The 21,754-nt window shown below is 68.8% G+C and carries 15 protein-coding genes; 11 read left to right on the top strand and 4 right to left on the bottom strand.

Annotation, left to right across the window (positions count from 1 at the left end):
- Positions 1-266 precede the first annotated feature (266 nt).
- From AC3ENX_RS03865 to AC3ENX_RS03850, 4 genes are all read left to right on the top strand, one after another.
- Positions 267-1,751: an AlkA N-terminal domain-containing protein gene (locus tag AC3ENX_RS03865; RefSeq protein ID WP_434810547.1), complete on the top strand. Its 1,485-nt coding sequence runs from the start codon at positions 267-269 to the stop codon at positions 1,749-1,751.
- Positions 1,748-2,233, top strand: coding sequence for a methylated-DNA--[protein]-cysteine S-methyltransferase (locus AC3ENX_RS03860; RefSeq protein ID WP_434810546.1), 486 nt, complete (start codon positions 1,748-1,750; stop codon positions 2,231-2,233). The genes AC3ENX_RS03865 and AC3ENX_RS03860 overlap by 4 nt, the downstream gene beginning before the upstream one ends.
- Before the next feature lie 378 nt (positions 2,234-2,611).
- Positions 2,612-4,435, top strand: coding sequence for an ABC transporter ATP-binding protein (locus AC3ENX_RS03855; RefSeq protein ID WP_434810545.1), 1,824 nt, complete (start codon positions 2,612-2,614; stop codon positions 4,433-4,435).
- Positions 4,432-6,249 carry an ABC transporter ATP-binding protein gene (locus tag AC3ENX_RS03850; RefSeq protein ID WP_434810544.1) on the top strand — a complete coding sequence of 606 codons (1,818 nt, stop codon included), beginning with the start codon at positions 4,432-4,434 and terminating at the stop codon, positions 6,247-6,249. The genes AC3ENX_RS03855 and AC3ENX_RS03850 overlap by 4 nt, the downstream gene beginning before the upstream one ends.
- A 137-nt stretch (positions 6,250-6,386) precedes the next feature.
- On the opposite strand, the gene AC3ENX_RS03845 is transcribed toward AC3ENX_RS03850, so the two are convergent.
- Both AC3ENX_RS03845 and AC3ENX_RS03840 read right to left on the bottom strand, forming a co-directional pair.
- The gene (locus AC3ENX_RS03845; RefSeq protein WP_434810543.1) at positions 6,387-7,223 is read right to left on the bottom strand and encodes a DUF559 domain-containing protein; all 837 of its coding nucleotides are present in this window, start codon (positions 7,221-7,223) and stop codon (positions 6,387-6,389) included.
- A gap of 243 nt (positions 7,224-7,466) precedes the next feature.
- The gene (locus tag AC3ENX_RS03840) at positions 7,467-7,919 is read right to left on the bottom strand and encodes a GNAT family N-acetyltransferase (RefSeq protein WP_434810542.1); all 453 of its coding nucleotides are present in this window, start codon (positions 7,917-7,919) and stop codon (positions 7,467-7,469) included.
- Between the two features lie 129 nt (positions 7,920-8,048).
- Here AC3ENX_RS03840 and AC3ENX_RS03835 point away from each other — a divergent pair, with 129 nt between their 5' ends.
- Entirely contained in the window at positions 8,049-10,265 is a 2,217-nt protein-coding gene (locus tag AC3ENX_RS03835) for an NADP-dependent isocitrate dehydrogenase (protein ID WP_434810541.1), read from the top strand.
- A 469-nt stretch (positions 10,266-10,734) separates the two neighbouring features.
- Here AC3ENX_RS03835 and AC3ENX_RS03830 read toward each other — a convergent pair whose 3' ends face one another.
- Both AC3ENX_RS03830 and AC3ENX_RS03825 read right to left on the bottom strand, forming a co-directional pair.
- A complete protein-coding gene (locus AC3ENX_RS03830; RefSeq protein ID WP_434810540.1) occupies positions 10,735-12,861 on the bottom strand; it encodes an alpha-galactosidase in 2,127 nt (708 codons plus the stop codon).
- Positions 12,858-13,874 carry a LacI family DNA-binding transcriptional regulator gene (locus tag AC3ENX_RS03825; RefSeq protein WP_434810539.1) on the bottom strand — a complete coding sequence of 339 codons (1,017 nt, stop codon included), beginning with the start codon at positions 13,872-13,874 and terminating at the stop codon, positions 12,858-12,860. Before AC3ENX_RS03825 ends, AC3ENX_RS03830 begins: the two co-directional genes overlap by 4 nt.
- Positions 13,875-14,145: 271 nt before the next feature.
- On the opposite strand from AC3ENX_RS03825, the gene AC3ENX_RS03820 reads away from it, so the two are divergent.
- The 6 genes from AC3ENX_RS03820 to AC3ENX_RS03795 all read left to right on the top strand — a co-directional run bounded on the left by AC3ENX_RS03820 (position 14,146) and on the right by AC3ENX_RS03795 (position 21,723).
- A complete protein-coding gene (locus AC3ENX_RS03820) occupies positions 14,146-15,468 on the top strand; it encodes an ABC transporter substrate-binding protein (RefSeq protein ID WP_434810538.1) in 1,323 nt (440 codons plus the stop codon).
- A 112-nt stretch (positions 15,469-15,580) separates the two neighbouring features.
- On the top strand, positions 15,581-16,561 hold the full coding sequence (locus tag AC3ENX_RS03815; RefSeq protein WP_434810537.1) for a carbohydrate ABC transporter permease: 981 nt from the start codon (positions 15,581-15,583) through the stop codon (positions 16,559-16,561).
- On the top strand, positions 16,558-17,376 hold the full coding sequence (locus AC3ENX_RS03810; RefSeq protein WP_434810536.1) for a carbohydrate ABC transporter permease: 819 nt from the start codon (positions 16,558-16,560) through the stop codon (positions 17,374-17,376). Before AC3ENX_RS03815 ends, AC3ENX_RS03810 begins: the two co-directional genes overlap by 4 nt.
- A complete protein-coding gene (locus AC3ENX_RS03805; protein ID WP_434810535.1) occupies positions 17,373-19,847 on the top strand; it encodes a glycoside hydrolase family 2 protein in 2,475 nt (824 codons plus the stop codon). The genes AC3ENX_RS03810 and AC3ENX_RS03805 overlap by 4 nt, the downstream gene beginning before the upstream one ends.
- Entirely contained in the window at positions 19,844-20,797 is a 954-nt protein-coding gene (locus AC3ENX_RS03800) for a glycoside hydrolase family 113 (RefSeq protein WP_434810534.1), read from the top strand. Before AC3ENX_RS03805 ends, AC3ENX_RS03800 begins: the two co-directional genes overlap by 4 nt.
- A complete protein-coding gene (locus AC3ENX_RS03795; RefSeq protein ID WP_434810533.1) occupies positions 20,794-21,723 on the top strand; it encodes an N-acetylglucosamine kinase in 930 nt (309 codons plus the stop codon). The genes AC3ENX_RS03800 and AC3ENX_RS03795 overlap by 4 nt, the downstream gene beginning before the upstream one ends.
- Positions 21,724-21,754 lie beyond the last annotated feature (31 nt).

Genomic DNA, 21,754 nt, shown 5'->3' with positions numbered 1-21,754 from the left:
GGGGTTGCGAAGTCGTTGCGCGGGTCGACACCGGGCACCGGCACGGTGATGTCGCGGTCGAGCATGCTGGCTGGCGGAGAACCCGTTGCGCACCTGCGCCTGGAGCAACGGGGTGAGCGTGGCGTCCGTCATGGTGCCCACGCCAGTCGCGTCGCGCGGTGTCCGCGAGACTCTCGGTCGCGCGGAAATCGGTCGTCGGCATCGAGGGTCACTGCCATGTCCGATTTCCGCCAGTCGGTGTCGGTGTGGCGTGTCAGAGTAGTGACATGCCCCACACGCTGACCTTCGATGAGCGATACCGTGCGATCGATGCGCGCGACGCCCGCTTCGACGGGCAGTTCGTCACCGCCGTGCACTCGACGGGCATCTACTGCCGGCCCAGCTGCCCGGCCCGCACGCCCAAACCCGCCAACGTCAGCTTCTATCCGACGAGCGCCGCCGCCCACGAGGCCGGATTCCGCGCCTGCAAGCGGTGCCTCCCCGAGGCCGCCCCGGGCTCACCCGATTGGGACGTGCGCTCCGACGTCGCAGGTCGTGCGATGCGGTTGATCGCCGAAGGCGTCGTCGAGCGCGAGGGCGTGTCGGGGCTCGCCTCGCGGCTGGGGTACTCCCCACGGCACCTCACGCGCCTGCTCGCCGCGGAGCTCGGTGCAGGTCCGCTCGCCCTCGCCAGGGCGCAGCGTGCGCACACGGCACGGATGCTGCTCGTCGGCACCGATCTGCCCGCGGCCGACGTCGCGTTCTCGGCGGGCTTCGCGAGCATCCGTCAGTTCAACGAGACGGTGCGCGAGGTATTCGGGCTCACGCCGCTCGAATTGCGTTCGCGGCGCCGGGCGAGCGACGGTGCTGCCGTGGGCGGCATCGACCTCGCGCTGCCGCTTCGCGGGCCCATCGACACGGCGGGCCTGTTCGACTGGATGCGAGCCCGCGCGATCGACTGCGTCGAGGTGGCAGGTGCAGAGGACTATGCTCGCGCCATCGCCCTCCCGGGCGGCTCGGCCTGGTTCCGTGTGCGGCGAGAAGGCGACCGGCTCCGCCTGCAGGCGCGACTGCAGCGACTGAGCGATCTGCCCGTGCTCGTCGCTCGCGCGCGGCGACTGTTCGATCTCGACGCCGACCCGTCCGCGATCGACACCGCCCTCTCCGAACACCCCGAACTCGCACCGCTCGTGGCACGCGTCCCCGGCATCCGCGTGCCCGGTGCCGCCGACCCGCACGAGATGCTCATCCGTGCGATGGTCGGCCAACAGATCACCGTCGTCGCAGCCCGCACGGCGCTCACCGCGCTCACCGCAGCGCTCGGCGAGACGGTCGAGACGCACGAGGGCACGCACAGGCTGTTCCCCACCATGGCCGCGATCGCCGAGCATGGGGCGGGTGTCCTTCGGGGCCCGCAGGCCCGCATCCGCGCGATCGTCGGGGCGGCAGCCGCCCTGGCGTCGGGGGAGCTCACACTCACCTCGGGCGACGACAACGCGGCCCAGCGCGAAGCACTGCTCGCGATGCCCGGCATCGGACCGTGGACGGCCGACTACGTGCGGATGCGGGTGACGGGCGACCCAGACGTCTTCCTGCCCGGCGATGTCGCCGTCCGCGCCGGTGGAGCGGCCGCGGGCCTGCCGGGGGAGGCCCGCGCCCTCGACGCTTGGGCGCGCCGCACATCGCCCTGGCGCAGCTCCCTCACTGCCCACCTGTGGCGCAACGTGCCGCCGAAGAACACCGCGAAGCCTCTGAACAGGAGCCAGACATGACCGCCATCATCCAGACCATCGACACCGCCGACGGCGCCTTCACCCTGCTCGTCGACGACCGCCAGCGCGTGCTCGCCTCGGGGTGGACCGCAGACCACGACGCGATCCTCGGCCGCCTCGCCGCGCCGCCCGTCGATGTGCGGATCGGCGACACCGACGCGGCCGACGCCGTCCACGCCTATTACGGCGGCGACGTCGCCGCGATCGACGACGTCGCCGTCGCGCAGCGCGGCACCGAACTGCAACTGGCAGGCTGGGCTGCGCTGCGTCGCATCACCCCGGGGGAGCCCCTCAGTTACACAGAGTTCGCCGCAGCACTCGGCAAGCCCAGCGCCGTGCGGGCCGCGGCATCCATCTGCGCCCGCAACGCACCCGCCCTGTTCGTACCGTGCCACCGCGTGCTGCGCGGCGACGGCAGCCTCGGCGGATTCGCGTGGGGCACCGCCGTCAAGCGGTCGCTGCTTGACCGCGAGGCCGCCTGAGACCACTCGAACGTTGCAAGCCCCGAATCCATCGGATCCGGGGCTTGCGACGTTTCAAGCTCTCGGCATAGGCTGGAGGGCTGTCGCGTCGCTCAAGTGACCTCCGACCGCACATCGCGCCCGAGAGGGCCCCGTACCGAGGAGGAACCATGTACCAGCTCATCGTCATCGACACGAAGCCGGCCGCCCTCTTCGTCGCGGGAGTCTCTGCTTCGCCGGCCGCGACGCGCCAGGGTTGAACCCGACGTCATTCCCGGCGGCATAGACCCGCCACCGTCAGCGTTACCCCCGGCAGGGCTCCGTCCTGCGGCGCCACCGTGCGCCCTCTCGAACATCGCCGTCCAACCGACGCACCCGCCATCGTCCCCACAAAGGCTCATGACCACTTCTGACACCTCCCGGTCGTCCCTCTCGACATTCCGCGCACTCGCGCGGCTCTACCCCTTTGCCAAGAACGTGCTCCCGCGGCTTGCGCTCGGCGCCGCGAGTGCGCTCGCAGCGAGCCTGCTCGCCCTCAGCATCCCGCTCGTCCTCGAAGAGGTCGTGCGCAGCATCGATCTCGAATCCGGCGACCGTGGCGCGCTCTTTTGGGGCGCGGCCGCGATCCTCGTGCTCGGGCTGCTCGAAGCGCTCATGGTGTGGGCACGCCGCTGGTTCGTGCTCGCCCCCGCCACGAAGGTCGAATACGACATCCGCACGAGCTTCTACGAGAAGCTGCAGCGCCTGCCGGTCGCGTTCCACGACCGTTGGCAGTCGGGTCAGCTGCTCAGCCGCATGATGCAGGACATCAGCATGATGCGCCGCTGGATGGCGTTCGGCCTCGTGCTGCTGGTCGTCAACGTCCTCACGATCGCGGTCGGCGCGGTGCTGCTGTTCCGCTGGCACTGGCTGCTCGGCACGACATTCATCGTCGTGTGCGCGCCGCTGTGGTACGCGGGCTACCGCTTCGAGAAGCGGTACGGGACGCTCGCCCGTCAGAGTCAGGACCAGGCCGGCGACCTCGCGACGGCGGTCGAGGAGTCGGTGCACGGCATCCGTGTGCTCAAGGCCTTCGGCCGCGGCAAGCACGCCCTCGTCAAGTTCACCCGCCAGGCCGAGACGCTGCGCGAGACCGAACTCAGCAAGGCGCGCTCGGTCGGTCTCATCTGGTTCTGGCTCGTGCTGCTGCCCGACATCGCGTTCGCGCTGTGCCTGGGCGTCGGCATCGCGCTGATCCTGAACGGACAGCTCGACGCGGCCGAACTCGTCGCGTTCTTCGCCATGGCCACTGTGCTGCGTTGGCCCATGGAATCGATCGGCTTCCTGTTCTCGTTCCTGCTCGACGCGCGCACCGCGACCGACCGCATCTTCGAGGTGTTCGACGAGCACAACACGATCGACGACCCCGAGTCCCCGGTGACGCCCGGCAGCAGCCGCGGCGCGCTCGCGTTCGAGGGTGTGCACTTCCGCTACCAGGATGCCGCGACCACCGAGCGCGACCTGCTCGACGGCATCGACCTGGTGCTCGAGCCGGGCGAGACGATGGCGCTGGTCGGCCTGACTGGTTCGGGCAAGACGACGCTCACGACCCTTCCGGCGCGCCTGTACGACGTGACCGAGGGGCGGGTGACGCTCGACGGCGTCGACGTGCGAGACCTGACGCTGCACGAACTGCGCACCCGCGTGGGCATGGCGTTCGAAGACGCGACCCTGTTCTCGCAGACCGTGCGCGACAACGTGCTGCTGGGCCGTGAAGACCTCGAACCGGGGTCGCCCGAGGCCGAGACCGTGCTGCGCGAGGCGCTCGCCGTCGCGCAGGCGCAGTTCGTCGACGACCTGCCGCAGGGCGTCGACACGGTGATCGGCGAAGAGGGCCTGTCGCTTTCGGGCGGACAGCGTCAGCGGTTGGCGCTCGCCCGTGCCGTCGCCGCACGTCCCTCGGTGCTCGTGCTCGACGACCCGCTGTCGGCGCTCGACGTCGACACCGAGAAGCTCGTCGAAGATGCGCTGCGCGAGGTGCTGCATGAGACGACAGCGCTCGTCGTCGCGCACCGGCCCTCGACCGTGACCCTCGCCGACCGCGTGGCACTGCTCGAGGCGGGACGCATCACGGCGGTCGGCACGCACAGCGACCTGCTGCGCACCAGCCAGCACTACCGTCACGTCATCTCGAGCCTTGAAGACGAACAAGCCCGCATGCGGGAGAGGGAGGTGAACCTGTGAGCACCACGACCGTTTCGGGTACCAGCGGTGAAGACCGCTCCGACTACACGCGCGACGAATCGCGTGCCATCCGGCAGCGTTCGCTGCGACTGCTGGGTTCACTCGCCCGCCCACTGAAGGCCCAGCTCGTGCTGGCCGCCGCCGTGCTCGTCGTCTCAACCGCGCTGCGCGTGGCAGGCCCCGCCCTGATCGCCTACGGCATCAACGAGGCGCTGCCCCGCATCCTCGACCATGCCGTCTGGATGCCGACGATCGGCGTCGTCGTGGTCTACCTCGTCGCCGGTGTCGGCGGTGCGGCGCTGATCGGCTGGTACGCGGTGGTCGCCGCGCGCCTCACGCAGGCGATCATGCTCGATCTGCGCAAGCGCATCTTCGTGCACACGCAGCGGCTCAGCCTCGAGTTCCACGAGTCGTACACGTCGGGCCGCATCATCTCGCGCCAGACGAGCGACCTCGACTCGATCCGCGAGCTGCTCGACGGCGGCCTCAACGAACTCGTTTCGGGCGTGCTGTACGGCGGATTCACGCTCATCGCGCTGATCCTGCTCGACTGGCAGTCGGGCGTCATCCTCGCCGTCATGGGCATTCCCGTGTTCCTGCTGATGCGCTGGTTCTTCATCAGCTCGCAGAAGGTCTACCGCGAGTCGCGTGTCATCAGCGCGCAGGTGATCGTCAAGTTCGTCGAGACGATGACCGGCATCCGCGCCGTCAAGGCGTTCCGCAAGGAACCGCGCAACGACGACGAGTTCGGCGAGCTGTCGGCGCAGTACCGCGAGGTCAACATGCGCTCGATCCGCCTGTTCGGCACGTTCGAACCGGCGCTCATGGCGGTGGCCGCGGTCACGGTCGCGCTCGTGCTGCTGTGGGGCGGGCTGCGGTTCGTCGACGGGATCCTGGGGCTCGGCACACTGCTGGCCGGTGTGCTGTACGTGCGCAACTTCTTCTCGCCGCTGCAGGAGGTCGCGTTCTTCCTGAACTCGTACCAGTCTGCGACCGCGGCGCTCGAGAAGGTGTCGGGCGTGCTCGAGGAGCAGCCGACCGTGCCCGACCCCGACCAGCCCGTCGACCTGTGGACCTCGCGCGGGCACGTCTCGTTCGACGACGTCACGTTCGGCTACTCGGACGACCGCGTCATCCTGCCCGACTTCTCGCTCGACATCCCGGCCGGCCAGACGATCGCGCTGGTGGGTACCACGGGTGCAGGCAAGTCGACGCTCGCCAAGCTCGTGTCGAGGTTCTACGACCCGACGCGGGGACGGGTGACCCTCGACGGTGTCGACCTGCGTTCGCTGCACCCGAAGGATCTGCGCCGCGCGATCGTCATGGTCACGCAGGAGGCGTACCTGTTCAGCGGGACCGTCGCCGACAACATCGCGCTCGGCAAGCCCGACGCGACGCTCGACGAGATCAAGATCGCGGCGCGCGCGGTGGGAGCCGATGCCTTCATCGAGCGCCTGCCCGACGGGTACGCGACCGACGTGAACAAGCGCGGCGGCCGCGTCTCGGCGGGCCAGCGGCAGCTGATCTCGTTCGCGCGGGCGTTCCTCGCCGACCCTGCGGTGCTGATCCTCGATGAGGCCACGGCATCCCTCGACATCCCGAGTGAGCGACAGATCCAGGACGCCCTGCAGACGCTGCTGGCCGACCGCACCGCGATCATCATCGCCCACCGGCTGTCGACGGTCGCGATCGCCGACCGCGTGCTCGTCATGGAGCACGGCCGCATCATCGAGGACGACACCCCCGAGGTGCTCATCGCCGGCACCGGCAAGTTCGCGCAGCTGCACAGTGCTTGGAGGGAGTCCCTCGTCTGACGACTCGGGGACCCCGGGCGTGGCGGGAGTCCCTCGTCTGAGGCCGCCGTCGCAGATTCGGAGAATGTCACCGGATTCGGATCGGGACGCGTGCTCGATCCGAATCCGGTGACGGAGTCCGAATCCGATGACACAGGTCACGCGGCGAGGTGCGCGCCCTGCGCGAGCGCGCGCTGGAGTGCGCGCTCGACCGCGGGCCAGCGGTGCATCACCTCGACGTACGAGAAGCGCAGCACCGTGTAGCCGCGGGCGGTGAGCTCGCGGTCGTGCGCGAGGTCTCGGGTGCGATCTGCGGATGACGAGTGGTGCGCGAACCCGTCGAGCTGCACGACGAGGCGGTCGCCGATCAGCACGTCGACCGGGTGCCCCGCGAGCCACACCTGTTGCTCCAGGGCGAGTCCCCAGCCGCGGATGCGTCCGACGAAGCGCGTCTCGAGCCCACTGTCCGACAGGCCCGTCACCTCCATCGACAGGCGGGATGCCGCTGCACTGCGCCACTGCACCCGCCGCAGATCTGCGGCCGTTCGCTGCTCGGCGCGGATCGCCGCCTCCCACAGCACGAGCGCAGCCTCGTGCGGCACGCAGTCCGCAATGTGCTCCAGTGCGTCGTCGACCGATTCGGTCAGCACATGCCTCCCGACCGCGACGAGCGGACGCGACCAATGGACGACGGCATCCGCAGCGGGGGCTTCGGCGTTCGGTCCGACGTGCAGGTGGAGCCGAGTGTCGACGTCATCCGGCATCCACCAGCCGCGCTGGCGCGCGAACGAGACGCACGCGACTCTGCCGCTCGCCTCGGCGGCGCGACGCAGGTCGATCGGCGCGTGCTCGGTCGCGAGCCAGTAGCGGCGTACGCGTTCGATCTCTCCGCGAGTGACCGCGGCGCGCAGTGCGCGTGCTGAGACGCCGGCATCGAGCACGAGATCGCGGTGCACGATGCCACCGTGCCGGTCGACGAGATGGCGGATGTCCATGCCCGGAATCTTCACCCGCTGGACGTGCCGGGGAGAGACAGTGCACCGGCATCCGTGGACAAGTCGCGCGAGTCAGCCGCAGTGGAGGAGGCGGTGACGCGTGCCGCGGCGTCACCAGATTCGGATCACGTCACCGGATTCGGCTGCACCGGCCGGAATGCTCCGAATCCGACGTCATTCTCCGAATCTGCGACCCGACAGCGGCAGCGAGAAGGCGGCGCAGCACGCGAGGGGATGCCGGGACTACAGGCGGATCTGGGCGACGACCTCGCCGTATTCGGTCTCGTCGACCGGGGTGAAGCCGACGCGCTCGAAGAAGGCCTCGGGGCCGCCTTCGCCGGCTTCGTAGATGACGTTGAGGTGGTCCATGCCGCGGCGACGGGCCTCCTCGAGCAACTGCTCGACGGCGAAGCGGCCGACACCGCGGCCCTGATCGTCGGCATCGACGTTGATGCGCCACAGCACGGAACGGAAATGCTCCTGCGGGGCGTCGAGATCGAAGTTCGCGCTCACGAATCCGACGACCTGATCGCCGTCGAGGACGACGCGCTGCCACGAGGTCGCGGGGTTCACGACGGCCGCGGCGACCGCGTAGCTGGCCGGTGCGAGGAACTGCTCCTGGCCGGGCTTGAGCGACATCGTGTTCACGGCCACGATCGTCGAGGCCGACAGTTCCACCAGTCGCAGCTCAGTCATGCACCCAGGCTACCGGGCGCCGGCGCGACTGGCACCTGTCGGTCGCGATCCCGAATCGGCCCACGGCGAGGCGCACGGTAGTTTTGTATGCGGAGAAGTACGTCCCCGCGAACGGAGAAGCGACGACCGATGTCCGAGTCGACCATCATCTACACCTACACCGACGAGGCCCCGGCGCTCGCCACCGCCTCGTTCCTGCCGATCATCCAGGCCTACGCGGGCCAGGCGGGCATCGAGGTCGAGACGCGCGACATCTCGCTGGCCGGCCGCGTGCTGGCCACGTTCCCGCAGCGGCTGACCGACGACCAGCAGGTCGGCGACGCGCTGGCAGAGCTCGGCGGCCTGGCCACGCTGCCCGAGGCGAACATCATCAAGCTGCCGAACATCTCGGCATCGATCCCGCAGCTGAAGGCCGCGATCGCGGAGCTGCAGGCGCAGGGCTTCGACGTGCCCGACTACCCGGATGAGCCCGCTTCGATCGAAGAGAAGGACATCCGCGCCCGCTACGACCGCATCAAGGGTTCGGCGGTCAACCCGGTGCTGCGCGAGGGCAACAGCGACCGACGCGCCCCGCTGTCGGTCAAGAACTACGCGCGCAAGCACCCGCACCGCAACAAGCCGTTCCCCGAGGGCTCGAAGACCCGTGTCGCGACGATGGGTCAGGACGACTTCCGTTCGAACGAGAAGAGCTGGGTCGCCGCCCACGACGACGTCCTCACGGTCCGTCACACCGCGACCGACGGCACGGTCACGGTGCTCAAGGACAACCTCAAGGTGCTGCCGCGCGAGATCATCGACGCGACATTCCTCTCCGCCGCGGCGCTCGACGCCTTCCTGGCTGAGACGCTCGAGCAGGCGAAGGCCGACGACGTGCTGTACTCGGTGCACCTGAAGGCCACGATGATGAAGGTCAGCGACCCGATCATCTTCGGCCATGTCGTCAAGGCGTTCTTCGCCGACATCTTCGCCCGCTACGGCGACGCGCTCGCCGAGGCGGGCCTCACCCCGAACAACGGTCTCGGCTCGATCCTCAGCGGACTGGGCGAGGTCGCGAACGGCGACGAGATCGCCGCCGCGTTCGACGCTGCGCTGCAGGCCGGTCCGCGCCTGTCGTACGTCAACTCCGACAAGGGCATCACCAACCTGCACGTGCCGTCGGACGTCATCGTGGATGCCTCGATGCCCGCGCTCGTGCGCAACGGCGGCAAGCTGTGGGGCGTCGACGGCGGCGAAGACGACACGATCGCCGTCATCCCCGACTCGTCGTATGCCGGCGTCTACCAGGCCGTCATCGACGACGTGATCGCCAACGGCCCGCTCGACCCCACCACGATCGGCACCGTGCCGAACGTCGGCCTCATGGCGCAGGCCGCCGAGGAGTACGGAAGCCACGACAAGACGTTCGAGATCGCGTCGGCCGGTACCGTGCAGATCGTCGACGGTGAGGGCGAAGTGCTCATCGAGCACGAGGTGCAGGCCGGCGACATCTGGCGTGCCACGCAGACCAAGCACATCGCGGTCATCGACTGGGTGAAGCTGGCCGTCGGCCGCGCCCGCGCGACCGGATCGCCGGCCGTGTTCTGGCTCGACGTGAACCGCTCGCACGACGCGCAGCTGATCGCGAAGGTGCACCAGGCACTCGCGCTGCTCGACACGACCGGTGTGCAGATCAGCATCCTGGCTCCCGCCGAAGCGACCCGTTACACGCTCGCCCGCATGCGTCATGGCCTCGACACGATCTCGGTGACCGGCAACGTGCTGCGTGACTACCTGACCGACCTGTTCCCGATCCTCGAGGTCGGCACGTCGGCCAAGATGCTCTCGATCGTGCCGCTGCTGGCCGGCGGCGGACTGTTCGAGACGGGCGCCGGCGGCTCGGCGCCCAAGCACGTGCAGCAGCTGCTCGAAGAGAACTATCTGCGCTGGGACTCGCTGGGCGAGTTCTTCGCCCTCGCGGCATCGTTCGAGCACCTCGCCGAGCGCGAGGGCAACGGCAAGGCGCAGATCCTCGCCGACACGCTGGATGCCGCGACCGGCACGTTCCTCGAAGAGGACAAGTCGCCCGGCCGCAAGCTCGGCACGATCGACAACCGCGGCAGCCACTACTACCTCGCGCTGTACTGGGCGCAGGAGCTGGCGAAGCAGACGACCGACACCGACCTCGCTGCAGCGTTCGCGCCGGTGGCAGACGCCCTCGCCGCGGGCGAGGAGGCCATCGTCGCCGAGCTCAACGCGGTGCAGGGTCAGGCGACCGACGTGGGCGGCTACTACCACCCCGACCTCGAGAAGGTCACCGCCGTCATGCGTCCCAGCGCCACGCTGAACGCCATCATCGACGGGATCTGAGCTACCCCGCCGAGCCCACCCCCGGCCACCGTCGTCGCCGAACCCACACCCCATAGGGTCGAGCCCACCCGCATACAGCAGGCGAACGGAGTTGGCTCATCAGGATTGGTGCTCGTTGGAGCAACGCCGCGCGTCGCGGTCGCATTGAACGCGACCGCACGCCCCGCAACTCAGCCAGCTTGACCCCCCCCAGGGGGGGCATATTATCGCGAGCAGACTATTGGGAAATCGAACGGGGCTCACATAATCCCAACTGGTTGGACGCGAAGTCGAAGCGCGATCATCGTTTCGGGAACGCTTATCTCGGGTCTAGTCATGGTCCCCGGAATTGCGAATGCTAGCGGGTCATCAACGGTAGAAGACGAAGGCCCTAAAGCCATTCTGGCGGAGATCGGGGCGTGAGGAACGAACTGGTGACAGGTTCGTCTGGAAAGGGCGAGGTCTCGACGGCGCAGATGCAGTCTCGGCGTCAGGCGACGGCGGTCGCGTGCAGCACGAAGGCCTGCAGCGGCCACAGAGTGGGCAGCTGGATGCCGACGGAGGTCAGCACGCTGCCGGGGAGGGTGACCTCGCCTGCGGTGAACCACGGCGGCAGCACCCAGCCGGCTGCGGGGCGGCCGATCTCGTCGCGCAGGCGCACCCGGTAGGTGCGGTCGGGGTCGAGGCCGGTCAGCACGAGCCGCTCGGCGCGGGCGTCTTCGAGGCCGGCGACGGTCGCGACGATGTAGACCGCGGCATCCGCACCGACGAATCCGGTCACGCGCCAGGCGGGGTCGCGCAGCGGCGGGTGCACCACGGTGCCCGTGTGCAGGACGGGTCGCAGCTCCTTGTAGAGCGCCGCGAAGCGGGTGATCGTCGCGGTCTCCTCGTCGTTGCACGAGAGGATGTCCCATTCGAGCCCCGCCGAGCCCATGAGGCTCGTCGCGATGCGGTACGACAGGTCGGTCACGCGCCCCGAGCTGTGCGAACGCGTCGGGCCGACGTGCGCGCCGACGAGCTCCGGGGGCAGCAGCAGGCCGGTCCACCGCTGGATGTCCTGACGCTCGACCGGGTCGTTCGAGTCGCTGCCCCACACCCGGTCGCAGACGGCCATGATGCCGAGGTCGGTGCGGGCACCGCCGCTCGAGCACGACTCGATCTCCAGGCCAGGATGCCGGGACTTCAGCTCTGCGATGAGGCGGTAGACGGCGAGGGTGTGCGCGTGCACGCCCGGTCGCCCGTCGTGCACGGCCTCGACGAGATCGCGGTTGTGGTCCCACTTGATGTAGTCGATGCCGATGTCACCGACGAGGGCGTCCATTCGCTCCAGCACGTGCGCGTATGCGCCGGGGTTCGCGAGGTCGAACACGAACTGGGTACGCCACGACAGCGCGGGGTCGTGTGCGAGGTGCCGCGGGTCGTGCAACAGCCAGTCGGGGTGGGCGCCTGCGAGGTCGGAGCGCAGGCTGATCATCTCGGGCTCGAACCACAGCCCGAACTGCATGCCGAGTCCGTGCACGCGATCGGCGAGGGGGCGGAGGCCGTCGGGCCAGACGGTCGTATCGACATCCCAGTCGCCGAGGCTCGTCGTGTCGTCGCGGCGACCGGTGAACCAGCCGTCGTCGAGCACGAATCGCTCGACGCCCACCTCCGACGCCCGCACCGCGAGCCGGTCGAGCTGGGCGGGATCGTGGTCGAAGTACACCGCCTCCCACGTGTTGAGGGTGAACGGGCGGGGAGAGGTCGGATGCTGCGGTCGCGCGCGCAGCCACGTGTGCACCTGCGCGGCGATGCCGTCGAGTCCGGTGTCGGCGTAGGCGAAGAGCACCGGGGGAGCGGCGTAGGTCTCGCCGGTCGCGAGCACCAGTTCGCCGGGTCGCAGCATCTCGCCGGCGCCGATGAGCGGCAGGCTGTCGGTGACGCGGTCGGTGCGGTAGGTGGTGTCGGCCGACCAGGCGACGTGCGTCGCCCACACGCGTCCGGTGTGCCACTGCGGGGCGCCTTCGGACACGGCGACGAACATCGGCGCGTCATGCCCGGGGCGTCCGCGGCGGGACTGCCGGGCGACGGCGCCGGTGGGCAGTTCGGTCGTCACGGCGCGCTTCTCCCGCGACCAGCGACCATCGAGCGTCGTCGCGTGGGTGACCGACGGTGAGACCGGCAGTGTCGCTTCGACCCAGTCGACTTCGAGCGGGTCGTCGCCGTCGTTGACGAGGGTGTGCGCGACCTGCACGAGCCCGCCGGGTGCGATCTCGATACGGCTGCGCAGTGTGGCGCGGCCCTCGGTGTCGACGGCATCCACCGTCAGCGAGGTGGCGTCAGCGGTGAGGGTGCCACGGTGCCATCGGGTGCGCAGCTGCCGGCCGTCGCGACGCAGTTGCAGGCCGGGGCGGCCCGCCCAGCCGTCGGCTTCGGCGGGGAGCAGCGTGAGCTGCCAGGCGGCGTCGAGGGTCGCCGGCGCACTCTGCCGGTCGAGCGCGTCGGCCGTCGTCTCGAGTGCGGCGGCATCGGGAGACCCGAGGGAGGGGCCCCAGTGCAGCACGCGCGGCAGGTCGTCGCGTCTGGCATCGACGAGCAGTGAGATGCCGTCACGGTGCAGGTGGAGGAGGTCGGTCATGCGCGTCCTTTCGGGGGGCGTTCGCCGGTACCGCGTTCGATGATCCACGTCGGCAGCACGAGCTGCCGGGTGAATCCGGTGGGGTCTCCGATGCGTTCGAGGGCCACCTGTGCGGCGCGGCGGCCCATTTCGAGCGGGTCGTAGCTGATGACGGAGACGCCGATGACGTCGGCGGTGTCGAAATCGTCGAAGCCGATGATGGCGGTGCGCTCGTCTGCTGCTTCGCGCAGCGCGCGCAGTGCACCGATGGTCATGCGGTTGTTGCCGCAGATCACGGCCGTGGGTGCGTCGGGGGCGGCGAGCAGGTCGCGCACGACGGCTGCGGGCTTCGCGTCGCGGTCATCGAGCAGGCGCTCCCATGCCGACGTGTCGGCGATGCCTGCTTCGGTCATCGCGGCGCGGTAGCCGGCGATGCGCTCGGCCTGTGAGGAGATGGATGCCGGATTGCACACGTACGCGATGCGGCGATGTCCGAGGGTGAGGAGTCGCTTCGTGGCGTCGTAGGCGCCGGAGCGGTTGTCGAGCACGACGGAGTCGGCGACGAGATTGCGGGCCGGTCGGTCGACCGCAACGACCGGTGTGCCGAGCTGCCGTTCGCCCTCGAGGTAGCCCTGGTCGTCGGAGACGGGGATGATGATGAGCGCGCTGATCCGTTGACCGAGGAGGGCGTCGGCGACCCGCTCTTCACCTTCGACGGTGTCGTCGGTTGTTGCCAGCACGAGTCCGTACCCGCGGGCGGCGAGTTCGCGCTCGATGCCGGATGCGACCTTGTAGTAGAACGGGTTGCCCAGTTCGCCGACGATGAGGCCGACCGTGTTCGTGCCGCCGCCCCGGCGCAGCCCCCGGGCGAGCGTGTTGGGGCGGAATCGCAGCCGCTTGGCGGACGCGAGGACGCGCTCGACCGTCTCGGGGCCGACCAGATCGCGCTGGTTGAACACCCGCGACACGGTCTTGGGGCTCACTCCCGCGAGTGCCGCAACGTCGGCCAATGTCGCCCGCTGCTGAACGCTCAATCCCTGCTCCTCACTGCGTTGTGATGCTCGATGTCCGCGGGATGACCACGAAGGACATCGAGCGGACATCTGCTCTGGTTCTGACGGCCGCGCTGGGGCCCAATCCCGGGATATCTCGGGATATCAGGAGCCGTCGTGAGAGACAGCATAGGACAGATCTGACTAAAGCGCTTTACAATTCCGCATGTCCTGTCCTACGCTGTCATCCAACCCCCGGCGGCGAGGGACTCGAACCGCAACGACGGGGTCACACATACAAGGGAGTAATCACATGGCATCACGCAAGGCGGTCATCGGCCTTGTCGCTATCGCCGCGGCAACGACCATGGCGCTGGCGTCCTGCTCAGGCGGCACCTCGCCCGAGGCTGACGACGACGGCACCGTGTCCGGCGACATCACGTTCCTCACCAACCGCACCGACCTCGAGACGGACGGCACCTGGGACGAGTACGTCGCGGAGTTCCAGAAGGAGTTCCCCGAGGTCAACGTCAAGATCGAAGGCATCACGAACTACGCCGACGACGTCAAGACCCGCATGAGCACGCCGAACGGCTACGGCGACGTGCTGCTCATCCCGAACGTGCCCTCTGACCAGTTCGCCGACTTCTTCGAGCCCCTCGGTTCGGTGGACGAGCTGGCGGACACGTACCGCTTCCAGGCCCCGGCGAGCTTCGACGGTACCCAGTACGGCATCGCGCTCGGCGGCAACGCCAACGGCGTGCTGTACAACAAGGCGGTCTTCGAAGAGGCCGGCATCACCGAACTGCCGACCACGCACGACGAGTTCCTCGACGCGCTGCAGGCCATCGCCGACAACACCGACGCCACGCCGTACTACACCAACTACAAGGACGGCTGGCCGCTGGGTGGCCAGTGGTCATCGAACATCGGGGCGGTCACCGGCAACGCGGCCGCGCAGAACGAGATGGCCCATGACGAGTCGCCGTGGACCGAGGGCAGCGACATCTACGCGATCGACTCGCTGCTGTTCGACATCGTCTCGGAGGGCCTGAGTGAGGCCGACCCGCTCACCACGAACTGGGAGCAGTCGAAGAACGACTTCGCGACCGGCAAGATCGGCACCATGGTGCTCGGTTCGTGGGCGATCTCGCAGTTCGCCGCCGCGGCAGAGGCCGCCGGTGAGTCGGCTGACAACGTGGGCTTCATGGCCTTCCCGGCCACCGCTGAGGACGGCAAGCAGTACGCCACCATCGGCGGCGACTACAACCTCGCCATCAACAAGAACTCGTCGAACAAGGAAGCCGCCCGCGCGTGGCTGAACTGGCTCGTCGAGGACTCGGGCTTCACCGAGTCGCAGGGCATGATCTCGGCAATCAAGGCTGCTGACCTGCCCGCGAACCTCAGCTCGCTGTCCGAGGGTGGTGTTGAGCTGATCGAGTCCGAGCCGGCCGTCGCCGGTGAGGAGGCGCTGTTCAACAACGTCGCCGACAAGTCTCAGGTCGACATCTGGGGCAACATCTACCGTCAGAAGCTCGTCGACACCGCGCGCGGTCAGGCCGACGGCGACAAGGAGTCCTTCTTCTCGTCGCTGAACGACGCCTGGGGCGCGGCCGTGAGCGAGCTCGCAGGCTGACATCCCCCGCCTGTGCGGCGGCGGCGCCCCCCGGACCGCCGCCGCACGGCACCCAGCCACGCGCTTCCGCTCGTGGCACCCCGGCCCAGCCGGAACACAGAGGAGAACCACCATGTCCGTCACCGCGGGATCCGTTTCGAGCGGCACCCCAGGCGCCCTTCCCGGGGCAGCCGCGCAGGCGACCACGCGCCGCAGCCGCCGACGCGGCTCGGCGGGCCCGGCCGGCCGCAGCCTGTTCGCCACGCTCACGCCGTACCTGTTCATCGCCGCCGCCTTCGGTCTGCTCCTGCTGCTGACCTACCTGCCGGCCGCCAACATGATCTGGTACAGCCTCAACAACTGGACCGGATTCGGCGCCGTCGACGACTTCGTCGGGCTCGACAACTACATCGAAGTCTTCACGAACCCCGACATCTTCTCGGTGTTCTTCGTGAGCCTCTACTACTTCATCGGCTCGTTCGTGCAGATGGCGATCGCCCTCTACTTCGCGACGCTGCTCAGCTTCAACACCCGGTTCTCGAACTTCTTCCGCGGCGTCATCTTCTTCCCGTACCTGATCAACGGTGTCGCCATCGGGTTCGTCTTCCTCTATCTCTTCCAGCCCGGTGGAACGCTCGACACCGTGCTCGGCTGGTTCGGCATGGCCGAGACACCGCAGTGGATCGGTGACGCCTCGATCGCGAACTACTCGCTGGCTGCGACGTCGGTCTGGCGCTACACGGGCCTCAACTTCGTCCTGTTCCTCGGTGCGATCCAGTCGATCCCGTCCGAGCTCTACGAAGCCGCAGAGCTCGACGGTGCGACCCGCTGGCAGCAGTTCCGCCACATCATCTTCCCCGGCATCCGCCGCATCATCGGCCTCTCGTTCATCCTCGCCGTCGCCGGCAGCCTGTCCGTGTTCGAAGTGCCCTACATCATGACCACCGGCGCAAACGGCACCGCGACGTTCGTGATCCAGACCCTGCAGACCGCCTTCAACTTCCGGCAGGTGGGGTTGGCCTCAGCCATGGCCGTCGTCCTGCTCGCGATCGTGCTGGTCGTCACCTGGATCCAGCGCAAGGTGTTCCCCGACGAGAAGGTGGACCTGTCGTGAACCGCACACTCGGAAACGTCCTGAAGTACGCGTCCCTCATCGGAGCGGCGCTGGTCGTCCTGCTGCCGCTGTCGGTCGTGCTCTTCGCGAGCTTCAAGACCAAGGAGGAGTACGCCAACTCCGGTCCGCTCGACCCGCCCCAGAACTGGCTCAACTTCGCGAACTTCATTGAAGCCGCGCAGAAGAGTGACATGGTCGGCGGCTTCATCAACACCACGATCATCCTCGTGATCTCGCTGACCGGAACGATCCTGATCGGCACGATGGCCGCCTACGCCATCGACCGGTTCAACTTCCGCGGCAAGAAGCTCATCATGGTGATGTTCCTCATCGCCACGCTGATCCCCAGCGTCACCAGCCAGGTCGCCACCTTCCAGCTCATCAGCGGTCTCGGGCTCTACAACACGAAGGCTGCCCTCGTGCTGCTGTTCATGGGCACCGACATCATCGCCATCTACATCTTCATTCAGTTCATGCAGTCGATCCCGGTCTCGCTCGACGAGGCCGCCATGATCGACGGTGCCAACCGCTGGACGATCTACTGGCGAGTGGTGCTGCCGCTGCTCAAGCCCGCCATCGCGACCGTCGTCATCATCAAGGGAATCGCCATCTACAACGAGTTCTACCTCCCCTCGCTCTACCTGCAGTCCGAGAACCTCATCTCGACCGCGCTCTACCGGTTCAAGGGACCGTTCGGCGCGCAGTGGGAGCTCATCACCGCTGCGACGATCCTCGTCATCGTGCCGACCGTCATCGCCTTCCTGTTCCTGCAGCGCTGGATCTACAAGGGCCTCGTGGCTGGAGCGGTCAAGTGAGCGCCCCCGCCATCGCACCCCTCGCCGTGCGCAGCCGCGACCTGCACACCGGGTGGAGCGTCCGCGCAGCGGGCGGCCCCACCCAGATCGAGCAGACCGTGCCGGCCACCGTGCCGGGCGTCGTGCACCTCGACCTGCTGGCCGCAGGCCTCATCCCCGACCCGTACCTCGACGACAACGAGTCGGCGCTGGCATGGATCGGGCTCGTCGACTGGACGTATGAGACGTCGTTCGAGATCACCGAGGCCGACCGCGCCGAGCGGATGCAGCTCGTCTTCGACGGCATCGACACCGTCGCGACCGTCCTCCTCGACGGCTCGCCGATCGCCGAGGTCGCCAACCAGCACCGCTCGTACCGCATCGACGCAGCCGACGCGCTCACCGTAGGGGCGCACACCCTCACGGTCGCGTTCCGCAGCCCCGTGCGGCACGCGAACGCGCAGAGCCTCGAACTCGGCACCCGGCCGCGTCCGTACCCGCTGCCCTACGACGCCATCCGCAAGTCGGCGTGCAGCTTCGGCTGGGACTGGGGCATCGCGACCTTCACGAGCGGGCTGTGGCGTGGTGTGCGCCTCGAGTCCTGGAACACGGCACGACTCGCAGACGTGCGTGTCGTCGCGATGCCCACCGGTGACGGCGGCCGGGTCACGGCATCCGTCACTGTCGAGCGCATCACGGATGCCGAGCTCACGCTCGTGCTGGACGTCGCAGGCACCTCCGCCGAAGTGACGCTTCCGGCAGGTGCCACGACCGCCGAGGCGACCGTCGAACTCGAGGCCGTCGACCGCTGGTGGCCCGCGGGGCACGGCGCGCAGCCGCTGTACGACGTCGCCGTTCGCCTGGACGCGGCATCCGCAACCGTAGATGAGGCCACCCGCCGCGTCGGCTTCCGCACCGTGCGGTGGAACACCGAGCCCGATGCGGCCGGCACCCCCTTCCAGCTCGAGGTCAACGACCGCCCCGTGTTCGTGAAGGGCGTCAACTGGATTCCCGACGACGCGTTCCCGACACGTGTCGACGCCGCCCGCTACCGTCACCGTCTGCAGCAGGCGAAGGATGCCAACCTCAACCTCATCCGCGTGTGGGGCGGCGGCATCTACGAGTCCGAGGACTTCTACGACGCGTGCGACGAGCTCGGCCTGCTCACCTGGCAGGACTTCCTCTTCGCCTGCGCCGCGTACTCCGAAGACGAGCCGCTGCGCGGCGAGATCGAAGCCGAAGCGCGCGAGAACATCGCCCGCCTCGGTCACCGTGCCTCCCTCGTGCTGCTCACCGGCAACAACGAGAACCTGTGGGGCTACGAGGACTGGGGCTGGAAGAAGGTGCTCGACGGCAAGTCGTGGGGCGCGTACTACTACTACGAGCTGTTCCCCGCGCTCGTGGGCGAGATCGCACCGCACGTGCCGTACGCGCCCGGCAGCCCGTTCAGCCCGGGCGAGGGCCGGCACCCCAACGAGGTCGACCACGGCACGATGCACCTGTGGGAGCAGTGGAACCGACTCGACTGGCCGACCTACCGCGACCAGAAGCCGCGCTTCGTCGCCGAGTTCGGTTGGCAGGGCCCGCCGACCTGGACGACCCTCACCGGCTCGATCAGCGACGACCCGCTCACGCCCGAATCGCCGGGCATGGTCGTGCACCAGAAGGCGATCGACGGCAACTCCAAGCTCACCAGCGGTCTCGTCGGGCACTACCGCGTGCCCGAGGTGATGGAGGACTGGCACTGGGCCATGCAGCTCAACCAGGCGAACGCCGTCACGTGTGCACTCGACTGGTTCCGCGGCCACGCGCCGCACACCTCGGGCGCCGTCGTCTGGCAGATCAACGACTGCTGGCCGGTCACGTCGTGGGCTGCGATCGACGGGGAGGGGCGCGAGAAGCCGCTCCTGCACGCGATCCGCAACGCCTTCGCGCCGCGCACCGTCACCGTGCTGCCCAGTGGCGACGATGGCTCGGCGGATGCCCTGTTCGCCGCGGTCGGCAACGACACCGACGAAGCATGGAGCGGTGAGCTCGTCGCTCGCCGCGTCGCCTACGACGGCACCGAACTCGAGCGCACCACGGTCGATCTGACCGTCGCCGCGCGCGAGACGGTGCGCGTGCCGCTGACACTCGCACAGCCCGACCAAGCGGGCTCCGAACTGGTCGTCGTCGACGCGATCGATGTGCGCGGCTTCTGGTTCCACGGCGAACCGCGCGATTCGGCGCTGGCCGACCCTGCGCTGTCCGCCGAGGTCGTCGCTGTCGGCGACGGGTTCGACGTGCAGGTCACGGCAGGCGCCGTCGTGCGCGACCTCACGTTGCTGGTCGACAAGATCGCACCGACGGCGGTCGTCGACGGCGGGCTGATCACGCTGCTCCCTGGTGAGCAGCACGTGTTCCGGGTCACCGGGCTCTCATCGCTGACCGCTGAGCAGGTGCTGGCATCCGGCGTGGCGCGCTCGGGCAACGACCTGGTGGTGACGGCATGAACGGTGTGGCCGGCGGACCCGTCTGCGGCATGACGTGGGGGTGGGTCGGCACCCGCGGTGAGTGGGCGACACCCGCCGCCGCGGACTCGATGCGCCTCATGTCCGAGCACGCGGTGTCGTGGACGGCGATCGCCTACTCGGCGCTGCAGGCCACCGCGTTCTCGACCGAGATCGGGTTCCGCGACGAGCCGACCGTGACCGACGACGAGATCGTGTGGGCGATCCGCGAGGCGAAGGCGCTCGGCATGAAGGTCTGCCTCAAGCCGGTCGTGAACGTCGAAGACGGCACCTGGCGCGCCTTCATCGGCTTCTTCGACTGGGACGTGCCCGGCGAGCCGAGCTGGACGCAGTGGTTCGCGTCGTACACCGAGTTCATCCTGCACGCCGCCCGCATCGCGGAGGCGGAGGGCTGCGAGATGCTCTGCATCGGCTGCGAGATGGTGCGCGCCGACGGTCAGGAGGCGCACTGGCGTGCCCTGATCTCGAAGGTGCGCGAGGTCTACTCGGGGCTCATCACCTACAACTGCGACAAGTATCAGGAGGACCGCGTCACCTGGTGGGACGCGGTCGATGTCATCTCGTCGAGCGGGTACTACCCGGTTCACACGTGGGATGCGCAGCTGGACCGCATCGCCCCGGTGGTCGAGGCATCGGGCAAGCCGTTCTTCTTCATGGAGGCCGGCTGCCCCTCGCGCGAGGGCTCGGCCCAGCTTCCGAACGACTGGAATCTCGTCGGCGACCCGTCCGGCCAGGAGCAGCTCACGTACTACCGCGAGATGTTCCGCGCCGTCCGCGCCCGCGACTGGGTCGACGGACTGATGCTGTGGGACTGGCCGGCGAACCTCTATGCACGTGAGGATGCCGCGGGCAACGACGACTATTGCCCCTACGGCAAGCCGGCCGCGCCCTACCTGATCGAGCAGTACACGCAGTGGCAGGCTCGCGCATGACCGCGTCGCTCGCCGTCGATGCCGGCCAGACCGGCACGAAGATCCGTCTCACGCGCACCGGCGGTGCGCCGGTCGAGCTCACCTACCCTGGGGTGCGCACCCACGAGCCGCTCATGCCGCAGCTCGCGTCGGTCGCCCATGCCCTCCATGGCGACATCGATCAGCGATTCGACGTCATCTCGGTCGGCGTCTCGGGGCTCACCTCGGCCGACGCCGATGCCGCCACCCTGCTGCGGCTGACGGCGGGCCTCGGGGCCCGTCGCGTGCTGCTCACACACGACTCGGTGACGAGCTTTCTCGGTTCGCTCGGCGACGCGCGTGGCGCCGTCGTCGCGGCCGGCACCGGCGTGGTCACCCTCGCGGTCGGCGCGCGTCGCGTCGCGCGGATCGATGGGTGGGGCAACATCATGGGCGACGCCGGAAGCGCGTACTGGATCGGACGCGAAGCGCTCGACGCCGCGATGCGCGCCTACGACGGCCGCATCTCGCCGACGGCACTGACCGGCGTGGTGAAGGAGCAGTGGCCCGACATCGAGCAGGCGTACATCGCGCTGCAGTCCGACCCCGAGCGGGTGCGGATCGTGGCGTCGTTCGCCGCGGCGGTGACCGAACTCGCCGCCACCGACGCCGCCGCCGCGCAGATCAGCCTGCGGGCCGCACGCGAACTGGCGCTGTCGGTGAGCACGGGGTTGTCGCGTGTCACCGACCCGGAGGACTCCCGTGAGGGCCGTGTCGTCGGCATGGTCGGCGGCGTGTTCCGCTCGCCCGTCATCCGCTCGCGGTTCGAAGAGCTCATGGGGGAGTCGTGGCCCGAGGTCGAGATCCGCGTGCCGCAGGGCACGGGCCTCGACGGCGCCGCCACACTGCCCGAACTGGAGGACGCGCACCCGCTGCACGCGCAGATCGCGGTCGCCGACGCCCACTGATTCACAGACAGCGGATGCCGGGCGTTCCGCC

It is taken from the genome of Microbacterium sp. bgisy189, assembly GCF_057707225.1.
Note: the sequence above shows the minus strand (reverse complement) of the source record. Positions and strands in the feature narration are given on the sequence as shown.

Coding starts and splice junctions, on each gene's coding strand:
- AC3ENX_RS03815 (WP_434810537.1), top strand. CDS start 15,581: ATGTCCGTCACCGCGGGATCCGTTTCGAGCGGCACCCCAGGCGCCCTT.
- AC3ENX_RS03840 (WP_434810542.1), bottom strand. CDS start 7,919: ATGACTGAGCTGCGACTGGTGGAACTGTCGGCCTCGACGATCGTGGCC.
- AC3ENX_RS03855 (WP_434810545.1), top strand. CDS start 2,612: ATGACCACTTCTGACACCTCCCGGTCGTCCCTCTCGACATTCCGCGCA.
- AC3ENX_RS03835 (WP_434810541.1), top strand. CDS start 8,049: ATGTCCGAGTCGACCATCATCTACACCTACACCGACGAGGCCCCGGCG.
- AC3ENX_RS03800 (WP_434810534.1), top strand. CDS start 19,844: ATGAACGGTGTGGCCGGCGGACCCGTCTGCGGCATGACGTGGGGGTGG.
- AC3ENX_RS03795 (WP_434810533.1), top strand. CDS start 20,794: ATGACCGCGTCGCTCGCCGTCGATGCCGGCCAGACCGGCACGAAGATC.
- AC3ENX_RS03830 (WP_434810540.1), bottom strand. CDS start 12,861: ATGACCGACCTCCTCCACCTGCACCGTGACGGCATCTCACTGCTCGTC.
- AC3ENX_RS03860 (WP_434810546.1), top strand. CDS start 1,748: ATGACCGCCATCATCCAGACCATCGACACCGCCGACGGCGCCTTCACC.
- AC3ENX_RS03820 (WP_434810538.1), top strand. CDS start 14,146: ATGGCATCACGCAAGGCGGTCATCGGCCTTGTCGCTATCGCCGCGGCA.
- AC3ENX_RS03845 (WP_434810543.1), bottom strand. CDS start 7,223: ATGGACATCCGCCATCTCGTCGACCGGCACGGTGGCATCGTGCACCGC.
- AC3ENX_RS03865 (WP_434810547.1), top strand. CDS start 267: ATGCCCCACACGCTGACCTTCGATGAGCGATACCGTGCGATCGATGCG.